This window comes from Mycoplasma sp. 613B, assembly GCF_054343485.1.
Genome location: NZ_JBTGVH010000011.1, coordinates 1 through 15,927, shown reverse-complemented (window position 1 = coordinate 15,927; position 15,927 = coordinate 1). Strand labels below are relative to the sequence as shown.

Here is a 15,927-nt window from a genome sequence, read left to right as displayed (position 1 = left end):
TATTTATTTTATATTTTTACTTTTTGCACTTACTAAATAAGTGCTTAATACTATATTTATATTGCTTTTATTAATATTGGAGTAAATAAATATAGGTTAAATATTATATTTGAATTGCTAGAATAATTACTACTACAAGTAAAATTATGTATGCGATTCAATAAATAATTGTTGTTCAAATAGATCTTCTTGTTCAACCGCTTGTTAAAGCAGAACTTTGATCTGATTTTTCTACTTTTTGCACTACGTTGTTCTTAAATACTAAGAAATGTGATTTATTTAAACTGTAGTTTTCAATAACACCATATTTATAATTCTTTTCTTCCACAAATCCTATGTGTTTGTTTTCATAATTGATGAAAGACAACTCATGTGATAATTTATTTTTCTTATAGTAAATTGCATTTTCATCTGAGTAGAATAACTCTTCTGAAACTTTAATTTTTTCCATTAATTTATCACTTGATTCTTTAGTTGCTTTTTTAACTAAAAGTAATAGTTTTTGTGAATAATCATCTTTAAATGCTTGATCTAATGATTCTAATGCTTTAGATACTAAATCTAATTCGTTTTTGATTTGGTTATTGTCTTGAGTTGATGTGATCATTGTTTCATCGTAAGAAGAAGCAATTTTTTCAAGTTTTTGTGAATATACTGCTAATGCTTCAAGTTGTTTTGAAGGAGCTAAATTATAGAAGTTAGAGTATTTTGTTGGTTCTTTTTTATCTTCGTTAATGTAAACTTCTTTAACTACTTCATTTACGACTTCTTTTTCAATGTATACCGGAACTTCTTTAACAACTTCCTTAACTACTTCTTTTTCAATGTATACAGGAACTTCTTTTACAACTTCTTTAACTACTTCTTTTTCTACAAAAACAGGTTTTTCTTTTTCAACAATAACTTTTTCTGGTTCTTTATCTAAAGATTCAAGAATTTTTTTCTTTAAGTTTTCAATTTCTTTTCTTAAAGCTTCTTTATCAGAGTTACTGTCTCTTAATTTTTCCATTAAAACAGCAATTTCTTTTGCATAAGATCCATTGGAATTTTTAAATAATTCTTCAAGATCTGCCATTTGTCTGTTTAATCTTTCAATTTCTCTATCTTTGCTTGAAATTTTTCTTTCTGGAATGTAATCATCATTTGCTGGGAAATATGTTTTGTGATCAGCAAGAATTTTGTAATCAACTATTTCTTTTAAGAATTGATCTGCTTGTTCTTGATTTCTTAATCTTGAAGTTGGGAAAATGTAAAATTCTTCCATTGCTTCTTCATACTTAATGTCTCCATCGAATTTTTCAGTGTTTAATTCAAATTCAAAACCATCTTCAGTTTTGTCCATGATTAATAATCCACCAAAGATTCTTTTTTCTGTTTGGAATCAGATTGCACTTTCATATCCTACTGCTAAGAATCAGTTCATAGCTTCTTTTCTTGTTTTAAATAAAGCTAATCCGTGTTTTAGTTTTGGGTGTTTTAACACTCATGGGTAAGTTTTAGAGAATTTTTTATCAAAGTCTCTATTAAATTGGCATAATAAACGTTTCATAATTTTCCTTTTTGTATATTTTATAAAATACTTTTTATTTTGTTTTTATTCATAAATTATATTACAATCAAAAAAAAAAAAAAACAATTTTAAAAACTGATGCATAATTTTTACCTTAAAAGTTCTAAAAATTATTTATTTTTTTATATAAAAAACTAAAATATTGCATAAATTTTCCTAATATAAAGGCTTTTTCCTTTATATTTGAAAAAACATCAAAAATAAAAATTTTAAATAATTTTGCTATGTAAAACTAAGTAAACAAGTTATAAATTATTCTTTATTTTTTAAAATAATTAAAAAGATTTTTTAACACTGATTTTAGGAAAAATAAACCAAAAAACCCAACTTTTTCCGTATTTTCGTAACAAAATAAATTCTGTGGTAATATTAAAATGTGACTAAGTTTTTATGTCACAGAAAGGGGTGAGAAATTGTTTTATTTCAAAGTAGAATCATGGAAAATATATTAATTTTATTAATAATCATTTTATTTATAATTAAGTAAAAGTTTAAAAAATAAAATTAATTTTTCACGACCTAATATAAAAACTCCATTATATAGGTGGAAATGGAGTCCCGTCATTCTTAATTGACGGGTTTTTTTAATACTTTTTTAAAAGTTGATACTATGTATTAAAAAATATTTTTTCTTTTTAAATGTTATTCTATTATAGTGCCGTTTGACAATGAAATTTTCTTTTATAATAATTAGTATATCCAACCGTTGTAAAGTTTTTAAAAAATTATTTAAAAAGTTATCTTTGGTAATAATAAAAATTAGAAAATAATCCTAAATATTTGGGAATGATAGACATAAACAGGAGCATTTAATTTTCAAACAATCGTTTTTGAATGAATTTAAAAGTAAAATAATTAAAGTAAATCTTTAAATTATAAAACTGATGAAAGTAAAGATAATATCAAATATTAATACGCTATAAAAGGAATTTTATCAAAAATAGTATAAAGAAAAACAAAAACAATAAAATCAACCATTTTTGGTTGATTTTGTCTTTTTTACTATTAACTGGAAAACTCTGGATAATAATTTTATTTATACTTAAATAAAGTTTGAAAAAATAAAATTATTTTTTGAAGTCGAAAATAAAAAAACTCCATTATATAGGTGGCAATGGAGTTTTTGTTTAACTTAATTTATTTAAATTAAACTTGGTTGTGAAAAATTGTTTTACATTATTATTATAGCACTTTTCTGAAATATTTATAAAATTTTTGCAAATTTGTAAATTATTAATCAAAATGTTCGGGGGGTTTTATTAATTAAAATGTCATCTTCACTAATGATTTATTGTTAATTGCTTTAACAAATACATTTTCCTATCTATTTTATTTCAGCAAAATCCGCCAAAAATCCCGATTTTTTCTGGTTTTGTTACAAAATAAATTCTGTACTAATATTAAAATGTGACTAGTTCAATCAATAATAGAAAATAATGAAAATTATTTTAATTTAAAGACAAAACGATGGTAAATATACTAATTTTATTAAAAAAACTCCACTGTCGGTAGAAATGGAGTTTTCGTTTAATCTAATTTATTTAAATTAAACTGGGTTGTGAAAAATTGTTTTACATTATTATTATAGCACTCTTTTCTTAATACATAAATATTATTAAGAAAATTAATTATCAATTATCTTGCTAATTAAAAATAAAAAGGCTTTTTTTGATGATTCTTTTATTCTAAAATTAATATCTAGTTTATTATCTACATCTTGCGAAATTTTGTCAGAAATTGCTTTTACACTAAAAAAATTAATTTTATTTTGAGAACAAACTTGGGCAATGGCAAAACTTTCCATATCAAATATTTCACATTTTGTTTTTTTATAGAATTCTATAGCTTTTTCTTTGGAATCAATAAATGAATTTGAAGAACAGATATTGCTGTATTTCACTTTTTCTATTGTTTTTATTTTATTTAAAAAATACTGTTTTTCCCCTGGTGTTTGTCCAAAATTGTATCAAGGAGTTTGCGTATCAATATTAAAAAATTTTTTTGGGATCACTATCTCAAAAATATCATGTTTTTTAGATATTGAACCAACTGCACCAAAATTATAAACATTTTCAATGTTATTAAAAACAGAAAGTAGTAAAGTAGTACTACTTGCAGCATTAATTAATCCAATACCAGAATATAAAACTACTAGAAAATTATTATTTTTTTCAAAAACTAAAAATTTTTTATTTAGTTTTTTAATAGTTTTTTTTAAGTTTCATCCTTCTTGAATAAGTAAATGTTCTTCTTCTGGATCGGCAATTATCAATGCATTTTTAATCTTTGTTAAGTCAGTAATCATAAATATCTAATTGTTCTTTTGAAACTGTTGTTTTGTTTAAATTAAAATGTTTAATATGCTCTACTACTTTTTTAAAAGCTAAATCAAAATCGCTAAAAGCTAAATTTCTAATAGCTTGTATTCCTTCTCATTTTCTACCTTGACACAATTTATCTGCCATAAAAACAATCTTGTCTAAAGTTGACATTTCATAATTAATAGAAGTGTGCACAGAAATAGCTCTAACTATTTCTGGATTTTGCACTTTATAATATTTATCTAATCATAAAGAAGCTGTAGTTTGGTGTAATTTATAATCAGGAATTTCTTTTTCATCTATATCATTTTTTACTAAAAAATCTCTATGCATTTCTATTGTTCATCTTTTTGTTAAATCATGAACTAGTCCAGAAAATCAAGCTATTTTTGCATTATAATTTAAACTTTTTGCATACTCAGCAGCAAGCGATGCTGTTGCTCTACAATGTTTATTTAACTTGGCATCTGTAGTGTTATTTAAAATTTCTAAAATATAAAGAAAATTCTTTCCGATATATTCAATTGTTTGGTTAAATAAATTACTAAAATCCCCTAATTTAACTTCCGTTGAAGAAGCGGGGAAAATTTCGTTGTTTAATAAAATACAATTAAATTTTTTTAAATTTTCCTTATTTAGTTTATTTTCCCTTTTAAAAATAACAATTTTCACTAATGAACTGATTTTTTCTATCTCTTTTCATTTGTGTAATTTATCCAAATTATCTGAACCTAAAATTAAAAATAATTCGTCATTTGGGAATTTATTTTTAAAATAATTAACAGTGTCAATAGTGTAACTTACTCCTTTACGATTTATCTCAAATAAAGAAATTTCCGTATTTTCTGGTTTAACATCATTGATCATTTTTACACGATCATTTCAATCTTCGTATTTACTTTTTGTTTTAAATGGACTTTTAAAAGCTGGAACAAAAAAGAATTTATCTAGAGATAAAATTTTTAGTGATTGTTCTGCTACCTTTATATGCCCTTTATGAATGGGATCAAACGATCCTCCAAATATACCAATTTTCATTTTTTAATTATAATAAAAAAAAGAAAAATTGAAGCGAAAAACTTCAATTTAACCAGTTTAAACTTGCTTTAAAGGTTTTTAAAGTTAATATTGCAAACTTCTAAGACATCGTTTTACAAGTTGTTCTTTAAAAAACTAGGGAGTGATAATTCTGAATTATCTTCTTCCTCTTCATTAAAAGTTGTTGAATCTTCTGAAATACTACTATTTTGAAATAATGGACTATTAAAACTTTCATTATTGTTATATGTAGAATCACTATAAGTGTTTGTGTGTTGAGAATCTAAAGTTGACATAGAAGCAGTATTATTAATCAAATCTAAATTTTTATAAGAGTTAGAACTTCTTTCTAAACCAGAAGCAACTAGGGAAATTTTCAGTGATTTATCACTATTATTTTTAGAAATTAATCCTTGAATAATATTAACATTTTCTCCTGTTGCATTTTTAATTAAATCAATAATTAAACTAATTTCTTGGAAAGTTACAGCTGAACCGCTAATATTAACGATAACATCTGTACATCCTGTAATTTCATGTTCTAAAATGTTGGAAAAAATAACTTTTTGAGCTGCTTTTTCTGCTCTGTCTTTACCTGATGCGCTTGCATCATTCATTATTATTTCACCTTTGTTTTTAGTTACAAATAATAAATCGGCAAAATCGACATTTTGAACACCAACTTCATTAATTATTTCATTAATAATGTTTAAGGTTTTTTCTAATATTGTATTAGAGAATTTAAGTGAATGTTCATTAGAAACTGAACCATAATTAGCAAGTAGTTTTTGATTAGAGACAATAATTAGTCCATCAACTATTTTTTTAAGTTCTTCAATTCCTTGAAGAGCATTATTTTTAATTCTTTCACCTTCATGTTCAAAAGGCGTTGTAACTACAGCAATAACTAAAGAAGCAGTTTTTTTAGCAATTTCTGCCACAACTTTAGATGCTCCAGTTCCTGTTCCTTTTCCCATTCCAGCAGCTATAATAACAATATCTGCATCTTTGATTCTATCTTCTATTTCTTGTTGACTTTCTAAGGCACATTCAAAACCGATTTTAGGGTTACTTCCTGCACCAAAGCCTTTTCTTTTTTCGTAATCACCAAGGTAAATTACTTTATTTTCATCAAAATAACTCAAGGATTGTGCATCTGTATTTAATGCTATATATTCAACATTAGGTAAGTTATATTCCATTAAGGTTTTTATGGAGTTGTTTCCACAACCACCAATACCTAAAACTTTTATTTTTATGTTGTTTTTAAAAGTATTATGCATGTTTTATCCTTTTTGTTAGTAATTTGTTTAAAAAATTTAAGAATTTATTACCTTTGAAAATTAATTCATCTGTTGAATAAGGTTGAGTATTAATTAAAAAGTGTTCACTTTTACTTAAATCAATATTATTATATGATTTTTCGATATATTTTATTCCTTCTAAAATTTCTTTTGCATCTTTGGAAATTAAAGGGTGGAATTTAGAGTTAAAAATAATAATTTTTTTGTTGATTTTTTGTTCAATCAAAGATAAAAATATAGTATTTTGTTCTTCTTTTTTATTTAGAAAAATTGCAAATTCACTGTAATTTTCTATGTTTTTGATTTCATTAACAACAAGTTCAGCAATTTTGTTATAATGTTTTTCTAACACAGTTTTAAATTCTAAAACAGTTAATTTATTTTTAATTAAACTAGTAGAGGGTTTGATTATGGATAAGCTATCTCCATATATATTAACTAGTTCATCTACTTGATTTTTTTCTAAATTTAATTCTTTTGCAACTATTTTATTAATATCTGCAAAAGAAGAAGCAATATCTTTAATTTGTTTAATATGCCCTTGTTCTATAACTGAAATTTTAGTATTAGAACTATTTAAATTAATTATTATTTTTTTAGAATCTTGATTATTTAAATCTAGATTAATAAGTCTATCTAATGATATTAATTCAGTAAAAAATGATTCAATTTCTAAATTTAATTGTGAAAATAAATTATTTATTTCTTGATATAAATTGTTTTCTAAAAAAGTAAATGAATACTTAATTTCAATAGAATCAGCATTTTTTAATAAAGGTTTTTCATTACCTTCATAAATTAATATACCGTTTTTATATGTTTTGTATTCTTGTGGAATGATAGAAATAAAGGTATGATTAGAAATTAAATTGTTTTGTTTTGCTTGAGTTAAATTTCTATTTATTTCTTCACTTGTGATTGTTTTTTTATGGTTTAAAATTTCGGTTTCAACTGAATAGAGATTAGTTTCAAAAAGAAAATTGTCGCTCAAAGAAATAAAAATTTTTTTAATATTTGTTTTGATTTTTTTATTTAGAGACTGCATTGCATCTCTATAAAAATCAAAAACTTCTTTTTGTAATAAGTTTTTTTCATTAAAGATTAAAACTTTTTCGTTTTTTATTTCTTCAAAAGCTAAGATTGCACATTCTTGTAAAGATGTGTCAATTTTAGCAACAACCTTTATATTTCTTTTCATTTTTTACTCCACTAATCTTGTTAAAATACGTAATTTTGCACTTCTACTTCTTTTGTTTTGTTTTATTTCCTCATCAGAAGGTAAAATTGATTTTGCAATTCATTTTTTTTCTTGCATTATCGGAATCCGATAATCAACTTCATTTTCTGATATTAATTGTTTAAAAAATTTCTTTACTATTCGATCTTCGATTGAATGAAAGGAAATTATGAGTAATTTTCCATTAACTTTAAGAAAATCAATAGCATTTTCTAATAAAGTATTTAGAGATTCTAATTCGTTATTAACAACAATTCTAATAGCTTGAAATACGGCTTTTGCAGGATTTTTCATTCTTACAACCTTAGCAGGTAATGATTTCCTGATTACTTCTACCAACTCTAAAGTTGTATTAATGGGTCTGCATTGAACTATAGCTTTCGCAACTCTTTGTGGGAGCATTACATCAGCGTTTTGTTTAAATATTTCTACTAATTCACTTTCTGAAAAATTATTGACAATATAATGAGCATCCAAAGTTTGACTTTGGTCCATTCTCATATCTAGACGATAATCCTTATTATAAGAAAAACCTCTGGAAGTTTCATCTAATTGTGGTGATGAAACTCCTAAATCTACTAATATACCATCTACTTTATTTATATTAAGTTTTTCTAATTCGCTTTTGATATTTTTAAAATCACTATGAATTAAAGTGAAATTCTTAGATATTGAGCTGAGTTTTTGTTCACTTTTCTTAATTGCTTCAATATCCTTATCAAATGCATATAGATGACCATTTTTAAGTTTTTCTAAAATCTTAGATGAGTGTCCCGCTCTTCCGAGCGTTAAATCTAGATATATACCATTTTCATTAATTTCTAATTTTTCAATTACTTCTTTTAATAAAACAGGAAAATGTTCCATTATAATTCAACTCCACTTTCAAATAAAGTTTTTTGGAGCTCATCCATCTCTTCATCATCAAGGAATTTAGATTGCTGTTTTTCGTATTTTTCTTTTGGTCAGAGTTCTAATTTTTCTCCAACCCCAATTAAATACGCTTCTTTTTCGATAGAGCAAGTTTTTAATAATGTTTTTGGTAAGACAATTCTTCCAACTTTGTCAATAGTTACATCAGTTGTATTTCCAAAGAAAAATCTTGCAAATTCTCTAACTGCTTTATTTAAAGAGTTATTTTTTTTAAGTTTTTCTTTGATTAAGTCAAATTCTTCTTTAGAACGAATTTCAATGACTTTATCTAAACCGATTGAAACATAAACATAATCACCTAATTTTTCTCTGAAATTAGAAGGGATTATGATTCTGTTCTTTTCGTCAATAGTTTTTAAATGACTTCCAAACATTACCACTCCTTACCACTATCTACCACATTATAATACTTTTTTTGAACTTTTTTATAAAAAAAGATAATTTTTTTTCATATTTTATTTTTGCCAAAAAAGATTTGAAATGATTTGAAAAAACTTTTTTTAGCAAAAAACACACTTTACAGTGTTTTTTTGTTATTTTTTTATCTTTTTCATATAATTTGCTAAAAAATATATGCTTTTTTGCAAAAAAGAATAAAATTATAAGGACTTGAGAAATCTTGTCAAAATGGAGTTATATTGAAAGAAAAAATAAAAGAATTTTTGAACTTGATATTTTTATATATTTTTATATATTTAATAGTTTTTATAGTTTTTGTTATTTTTTCTATTTGAAATTATTCTCTGCTATTAGGATGAATTTTTTCATTTATTTCTGTGAATATAACTTTTTTTAGTAAAATTTTTACTTTAGAGTTACTAAAAAAGGTTAATATTAATACAAATAGCAAAAAAAAGAATTTTTTTTACACAATTGGAATCGTCTTTAGTTTATTTTCATTAATATTCCATGCTTTATTAATCATTGCTATTATCTTTATTAATAAAGCATTTACAAATACAAATGACATACAAGTTATTTTGTTTCCTATAAATTTAATAACTTATATTATTGGAAATTCACTTGTTTTACCAGTTGTTGTAATTAATTTAATTATTAAAAAAATAAAGGATAAAAAGAATGGATAAATGATTAGAAAATTGAAATCAACCACAACTTTTTACTCTTTTTATATTAGTTTTTTTAGTTGTTGTAACATCATTGATTTTATACTTTCAAATTAAAAAAACAAAAAAAGATAAAGCACCTACAACGGTTGTTTATATAACTGAACAATACTTCGGTATTGTCGAATCAATTGTAGATGAAAGTGGTGTTAAAGGTAAATTGTCAACAAATATTAAACCTTATATATTTACTTTATTTACCTTTTTACTTTTTGGAAATCTACTTTCTTTATTTGGATTAGAACCGATAGGAAGTACATATTCCGTAACATTCACATTGGCTTTTGTATCCTGAAGTGGAATTTATGTCATAGGTATTACTATGCAAAAATGGAGATTTTTCAAAAAATTTCTTAATCCACTTGAAATAATTTCAATTCCTGCACCATTAATTTCTTTATCATTCAGGATGTTTGGTAATATAATTGGTGGTTCAACTATTTTGATTTTATTTTATGCAGGTACACAATTTGTATGATCATTATTGCCAATAGCTGGATTTAGCGTTTTTAACTTGCCAGCAGCAATATTCTTTGCGCCACTAATATTCTATTTTGATATTTTTGGTGTAGTAATTCAAGCATATGTCTTCACTTTACTAACTACAACTTATTGAAGTACAAATGCTGAAGTTGAATAATAATAAAATAAGGAGATTTTAAAATGACAAATGAAATTATCGAAATTGCTTCAAAATTAGATCCTAAAGTTTCAGCAAATTCTACAGGGATTGGTCTTGTTGCAATTGGAGCAGGTCTAGCTATGGTTGGAGCTCTTGGTGTTGGAGCTGGTCAAGGATTTGCAGCAGGTAAAGCTGCTGAAGCTGTAGGGAGAAACCCAGAAGCAGAGAAAAAAATCAACAAATTAATGATTATTGGTGCTGCTATTGCTGAAACTTCTTCAATTTATGCACTTGTTATTGCAATACTTTTAATTTTTGTTTATTAGATTAAAATGGATCAATTAATTTTAAAACAATTCAGTTCAGATGGAAAAGTTGATGCAAGTGAAGATATTTCCAATCTATTTAAAAATATTTTTCCAAACCCTTGAGTAATTCTTGCAACTGTTATCGCCTTCTTAATTGTATTCTTTTCTTTATTTTTCTTTGTTCATAAACCTATTAAAAAGGTAATTGAAGAAAGAAGACAATTCATTCAAGATAACATCGATGAAAGTGTCAAAAATAAAGAAAAATCCATAGTTTTAGAAGAAAAAAGAAATACAGAGCTTTGAGAAGCAAGAATTGCAGCAGCTGGTATCATTAACCAAGCTAAAATTGAGTCTGAAAAAATAGCAAATCAATATATTACTAATGCTAAAAGAGAAGCAAAAAGAATTATTGAAGATGGACACAAAAATATTTCACAGCAACAAAAGAAATTTGAAGAGGAATCTAGAGAAGAAATTATTACAGTTGCAACTAAATTAGCATCAAAAATTTTAGAAAAACACGTAAGTCACTACGAAGAAAAAGAACTTATTGATAAATTGCTTAATGAGGTTTATGAATAATTATGAATACAATAAGTAGTGAAAGAATTAATGGTTATGCACAAGCTATTTTTCAAATTGCATTAGAACAAAGAAAAGTTGATGTTTTTTACAAACAAACAGAAAAATTAAGTGAAATCTTTAAAAAAGAAGAAGATTTACTTCCATATTTAAAAAGTTTTGAGATTGAATTTGAACTAAAAGAAGAATTAATTGATGCTTCTTTTGCAAAAACTTATCAAGCAGAACTTGTAAATATGATTAAACTTTTAGTTCAAAATCACTTTATAAGTTCAATTAATTATATTTTTAATAAATTTGAAAAATATGCTCTTGACTATTTAAAACAGAAAAAAGGTGTTGTTTATTCAAGTCATAAGTTGAATAAAGAATATATGGACAAAATTATTGATTTTATTGAAACAAAAATCAATAAAAAAGTAATTTTAAAAAATGAAATTGATAAAAAACTAATTGCTGGTATCAAAATTATTATAGATGATTTAATTTTTGAAAATTCAATCAATTCTCAATTAAATCAAATAAAAGATCATATACTTAAAGGAAAGAGAGAAAAATAATATGCCATTAAAAACAAGTGATATTTCAGCATTAATAAAAGCACAAATTAAGTCATATGGCAAAAAAATCATTTCTGACGAAGTTGGAAAAGTAATTTCAGTTGGTGACGGAATCGCTCTTGTATCCGGACTAGAAAAGGTTGGTCTTGGGGAACTAGTTGAATTTCCTAATAACATTTATGGTATGGCTTTAAACATAGAAAGCGACTTTGTCGGAGTTGTTATCATGGGTAAAGAAAACCAAGTTGTTGAAGGCGATTTAGTTAAAAGAACTAAAAAAATCATTTCTGTTCCTGTCGGAGAACAAATGGTTGGAAGAGTTATTAATGCTCTTGGAGAACCTATTGATGGTAAAGGTGCAATTGACTTTAGCAAAAGAAGAGAAATCTTTGTTGAAGCTCCTGGAGTTATGAAAAGAAAAGAAGTTAACGAACCTTTAAAAACAGGTATATTAGCTATTGACTCAATGGTTCCAATTGGAAAAGGTCAACGTGAATTAATTATCGGTGACCGTCAAACAGGAAAAACTGCTGTTGCTATTGATGCAATTTTAAACCAAAAAGGACAAAATGTTAACTGTGTTTATGTTGCTATAGGACAAAAAAATTCAACAGTTGCACAAATTGTTAATAAACTTCAAAACAGTGGTGCAATGGAATATACAACAGTTGTTGTTGCTGGAGCTTCTGAACTTGCTCCTTTACAATATATTGCTCCTTACTCAGGAGTAACTATTGCCGAAGAGTGAATGTATAAAGGGAAAAATGTGCTAATTGTTTATGATGATTTATCAAAACACGCAGTTGCTTACCGTACACTTTCACTTCTTTTAAGAAGACCACCTGGTAGAGAAGCATATCCAGGAGATATCTTCTACCAACACTCATATTTACTTGAAAGAGCTGCTAAACTTAATCAAGAAAATGGTGGTGGTTCAATTACAGCACTACCTATTATAGAAACACAAGCAGGGGATATTTCAGCATATATTCCTACAAACGTTATTTCTATAACAGATGGTCAAATCTTTATGAAAGAGGCTTTATTTAACTCTGGACAAAAACCTGCTGTTGATGTTGGTTTCTCTGTTTCTAGGGTTGGTTCAAGTGCTCAAACTAAAGCTATGAAATTTGTTTCTTCTTCATTGAAATTACAATTAGCTCAATATAATGAATTAAAATCATTTGCTCAATTTGGTTCAGATTTAGATGAAACAACAAGAAGAATTTTAGATCACGGTTCTAAAGTTTATGAATTGTTAAAACAATGACAATATATTCATTTTGACCAAAACGATCAAGCCATTATTTTACTTTCTGTTAAAGATAAACTAATTAATCCAATTCCAAAAGAATACATTTTACAATATAGAGATGAATTAGTTAACTTTATAAACAGCGATACTAAAGCCTTAGAATTAAAGGCTGAATTGATTAAAGAAAGAGCATTTAACGACGAATTATTAGTTGAATTTAAAAAATTAATAAGAAGTTTTATTTTAGAATTTATCAACAAAATTCCTAACTATGATGCTTCTTTATATCCTGCAATGCCGGAGTTATAGAAAATGGCTTCTAATCAAAAAATAAAAACTAGAATTAATTTAATTTCAAATACAAGAAAAATAACTAAAGCAATGGAATTACTCTCCAGTGCTAAATTAAGAAGAATGAAAAATAATTTCCTTTCTATTCAAGAATATTCAAATTCTATCAAAAGCATTTTAAGTTCATTAGCACAAAAAACTAAAAACATTAGCGAAATTTTTACTTTAAATAAAGAAGCACCAAAATTATTTATTATCATTACTTCCGATTTAGGATTATGTGGTGGATATAACAGCAATATCTACAAATTAACTAAAAAGGAAATTGGTAAAAATGATAAACTAATAATTTTCGGAAATAAAGGAATTTCCCTTTTTAAAGACTTTGAAACTCAAGTTATTCAAAAACATTCTAACTATGGAGATGACTTAAACTATTCACTAGTAAATAATGTTATCAACAAAATAAAAGAACTTTTAGAATCTAAATCAGTTTCAGAAGTAAATTTAGTTTATACCAAATTTATTAATAGTGTGCTTTATGAACCACTAATTAAAAAATTGTTACCACTAAATAACGATCAAAAAAGTGATTTTAATATTAGCGACAATGAAAATAATGTCTTAGTAGAATTTGAACCTAATCCAGAAATTATTTTAAAAAATCTTATCCCTTTATATATGGGTTCTACAATTTACAATGCTTTAGCTGAATCTAAAATTTCCGAAATGTCTTCAAGAAGAACAGCTATGGAAAATGCATCAAATAATGCAGATGAAATTATTAACAATTTACAAATTGTCTTTAATAGAGCAAGACAATCTTCTATTACTCAAGAAATAACTGAGATAATAGGTGGAACAACAACAAAATAATAAAGAAAGGAAGGAAACTATGGAAAAAAATATAGGTAAAATTGTTCAAATTTTAGGTCCAGTTATTGACGTAAAATTTGAATCAGGTAAACTTCCAGCTTTACTTAATGCTTTAGAAGTTAATCTTAATGCCAACAAAAAAATTATCCTTGAAGTTGAACAACACATTGGTGATGATGTAGTTAGAACTATCGCCATGGAAATGACTTATGGACTTTCTAAAGGACTTGAAGTTGTAGATACAGGAAAACCAATTCAAGTACCTGTAGGAAAAGAAATTCTTTCTAGAATGTTCAATGTGCTTGGTGAACCTATTGATGAATTAGGTTCAGTGGATGCAAAACTAAAAATGCCTATCCACGCTACTCCACCAACTTACGAAGATCAAAAATCAACTTCTGAAATTTTAGTTACAGGAATTAAGGTTATCGACTTATTAATCCCTTATGTTAAAGGTGGAAAAATCGGTTTATTTGGTGGAGCTGGAGTTGGAAAAACAGTTCTTGTGCAAGAACTTATTAACAACATAGCTACTCAACATGGTGGTCTCTCTGTTTTTGCAGGAGTTGGAGAACGTTCAAGAGAAGGTAATGATCTCTATCACGAAATGAAAGCTGCAGGAGTTTTAGACAAAACAGCACTTGTTTTTGGTCAAATGAACGAACCTCCCGGAGCTAGAATGAGAGTTGCTTTAACAGGACTAACAATGGCTGAATACTTTAGAGATAAACTAAATCAAGACGTTCTTTTATTTATTGATAATATCTTTAGATTTACTCAAGCAGGTTCCGAAGTATCTACATTACTTGGAAGAATCCCTTCAGCGGTTGGTTACCAACCAACTCTTGCTACAGAAATGGGACAATTGCAAGAAAGAATTACTTCTACAAGAAATGGTTCTATAACTTCAGTACAAGCAGTTTATGTGCCTGCAGATGACTTAACTGACCCTGCACCTGCAACAACATTTGCTCACCTAGATGCTAAAACAGTTCTAGATAGAAACATTGCTGCTCTTGGTATTTATCCAGCAGTTGATCCACTTGCTTCAGGTTCAAGAATGCTTGATCCGCTTGTAATTGGTGAAGAACACTATAGTGTTGCTAGAAAAGTTTTAGAAATTTTACAAAAATTTAAAGAATTACAAGATATTATTGCTATCCTTGGTATGGATGAACTTTCTGAAGAAGATAAAAGAACTGTTTCAAGAGCAAGAAGACTTAGAAACTTCTTATCTCAACCTTTCTTTGTTGCTGAAAAATTCTCAGGTATTTCAGGTAAATTTTTACCATTAGAAGATACAATTAGAAGTTTCAAAGAAATCATTGAAGGTAAACACGATTCATTACCAGAAGAAGCATTTTTATATGTTGGTTCAATTGAAGAAGCAATTGAAAAAGCTAAAAAACTTTAATTATTAATTATGAAAATAACTAAACTAAAAATAATTACTCCTAATGGGGTATTTTTAGAAAAAAATATCGAAATTATTACTTTAAAAACCACTGAAGGATATAAAGGATTGCAATATGGAATTCAACCATTTGTTGCATCAATAGTTCCATCCAAAGCTTTTATCAAAAGCGAAAACAAAGAAGAAATAATTTATATTAAATCTGCAATTGTATATGCTCAAAAAGAATTAATAACTATTATTAGTGATTCAGTATCATATGATTCAAATATCATTGACATTAATGATGAATCCAATAAAACTCATGATACCAAAGCTAAAAGTTCAATAGAAGATGTACAAAAAGAAATTCAAATTAAAAAAGAGATAGAAAAAGCACAAAAATAGTCCAATTAAGGACTATTTTTTTGATCTTGATTTTTTTCCTTTTATCCCGAGTTTCCCAGTTAATAGCAAAAAAGACAAAATCAACCATTTTTTTGGTTG

Annotated in this window: 16 protein-coding genes; 9 read left to right on the top strand and 7 right to left on the bottom strand. The window is 25.9% G+C overall.

Features of this window, described 5'->3' with window-relative positions:
* Nucleotides 1–103 precede the first annotated feature (103 nt).
* The 7 genes from ACXX87_RS02435 to mraZ all read right to left on the bottom strand — a co-directional run bounded on the left by ACXX87_RS02435 (nt 104) and on the right by mraZ (nt 8,777).
* Entirely contained in the window at nt 104–1,549 is a 1,446-nt protein-coding gene (locus ACXX87_RS02435) for an MAG3090 family protein (protein ID WP_458573212.1), read from the bottom strand.
* 1,645 nt (nt 1,550–3,194) lie between these two features.
* Nucleotides 3,195–3,875, bottom strand: a complete 681-nt coding sequence (locus ACXX87_RS02430) for a phosphorylase family protein (protein WP_458573211.1) — start codon at nt 3,873–3,875, stop codon at nt 3,195–3,197.
* On the bottom strand, nt 3,850–4,929 hold the full coding sequence (locus tag ACXX87_RS02425; protein WP_436358362.1) for a nicotinate-nucleotide adenylyltransferase: 1,080 nt from the start codon (nt 4,927–4,929) through the stop codon (nt 3,850–3,852). Before ACXX87_RS02425 ends, ACXX87_RS02430 begins: the two co-directional genes overlap by 26 nt.
* A 113-nt stretch (nt 4,930–5,042) precedes the next feature.
* Entirely contained in the window at nt 5,043–6,212 is a 1,170-nt protein-coding gene (locus ACXX87_RS02420) for a cell division protein FtsZ (protein ID WP_458560653.1), read from the bottom strand.
* Nucleotides 6,205–7,431 (bottom strand): hypothetical protein, encoded by a 1,227-nt coding sequence (locus ACXX87_RS02415; protein WP_436358364.1) that lies wholly within the window; start codon nt 7,429–7,431, stop codon nt 6,205–6,207. The genes ACXX87_RS02420 and ACXX87_RS02415 overlap by 8 nt, the downstream gene beginning before the upstream one ends.
* 3 nt (nt 7,432–7,434) lie before the next feature.
* Nucleotides 7,435–8,337 carry a 16S rRNA (cytosine(1402)-N(4))-methyltransferase RsmH gene (rsmH, locus tag ACXX87_RS02410; protein WP_458573210.1) on the bottom strand — a complete coding sequence of 301 codons (903 nt, stop codon included), beginning with the start codon at nt 8,335–8,337 and terminating at the stop codon, nt 7,435–7,437.
* Entirely contained in the window at nt 8,337–8,777 is a 441-nt protein-coding gene (mraZ, locus tag ACXX87_RS02405) for a division/cell wall cluster transcriptional repressor MraZ (RefSeq protein WP_436358366.1), read from the bottom strand. The genes rsmH and mraZ overlap by 1 nt, the downstream gene beginning before the upstream one ends.
* A gap of 402 nt (nt 8,778–9,179) precedes the next feature.
* Here mraZ and ACXX87_RS02400 point away from each other — a divergent pair, with 402 nt between their 5' ends.
* The 9 genes from ACXX87_RS02400 to ACXX87_RS02360 are packed head-to-tail and all read left to right on the top strand — an operon-like array spanning nt 9,180 to nt 15,828.
* Nucleotides 9,180–9,491 carry a hypothetical protein gene (locus tag ACXX87_RS02400; protein ID WP_458573209.1) on the top strand — a complete coding sequence of 104 codons (312 nt, stop codon included), beginning with the start codon at nt 9,180–9,182 and terminating at the stop codon, nt 9,489–9,491.
* Nucleotides 9,484–10,170, top strand: a complete 687-nt coding sequence (locus ACXX87_RS02395) for a F0F1 ATP synthase subunit A (protein WP_458557369.1) — start codon at nt 9,484–9,486, stop codon at nt 10,168–10,170. The genes ACXX87_RS02400 and ACXX87_RS02395 overlap by 8 nt, the downstream gene beginning before the upstream one ends.
* 23 nt (nt 10,171–10,193) lie before the next feature.
* Nucleotides 10,194–10,478: an ATP synthase F0 subunit C gene (gene atpE, locus ACXX87_RS02390; protein WP_458557368.1), complete on the top strand. Its 285-nt coding sequence runs from the start codon at nt 10,194–10,196 to the stop codon at nt 10,476–10,478.
* Between the two features lie 6 nt (nt 10,479–10,484).
* A complete protein-coding gene (gene atpF / locus ACXX87_RS02385) occupies nt 10,485–11,045 on the top strand; it encodes a F0F1 ATP synthase subunit B (RefSeq protein WP_458557367.1) in 561 nt (186 codons plus the stop codon).
* Between the two features lie 2 nt (nt 11,046–11,047).
* Nucleotides 11,048–11,605, top strand: coding sequence for a F0F1 ATP synthase subunit delta (locus tag ACXX87_RS02380; protein WP_458573208.1), 558 nt, complete (start codon nt 11,048–11,050; stop codon nt 11,603–11,605).
* Between the two features lies 1 nt (nt 11,606).
* On the top strand, nt 11,607–13,169 hold the full coding sequence (gene atpA / locus ACXX87_RS02375) for a F0F1 ATP synthase subunit alpha (protein WP_458573207.1): 1,563 nt from the start codon (nt 11,607–11,609) through the stop codon (nt 13,167–13,169).
* A 3-nt stretch (nt 13,170–13,172) separates the two neighbouring features.
* Nucleotides 13,173–14,027 (top strand): ATP synthase F1 subunit gamma, encoded by an 855-nt coding sequence (gene atpG / locus ACXX87_RS02370; RefSeq protein WP_436358373.1) that lies wholly within the window; start codon nt 13,173–13,175, stop codon nt 14,025–14,027.
* A 19-nt stretch (nt 14,028–14,046) separates the two neighbouring features.
* Complete coding sequence (gene atpD, locus ACXX87_RS02365; protein WP_458573206.1) at nt 14,047–15,441, top strand: F0F1 ATP synthase subunit beta; 1,395 nt, start codon at nt 14,047–14,049, stop codon at nt 15,439–15,441.
* A 9-nt stretch (nt 15,442–15,450) separates the two neighbouring features.
* Complete coding sequence (locus ACXX87_RS02360; protein WP_436358375.1) at nt 15,451–15,828, top strand: hypothetical protein; 378 nt, start codon at nt 15,451–15,453, stop codon at nt 15,826–15,828.
* Nucleotides 15,829–15,927: the final 99 nt, after the last annotated feature.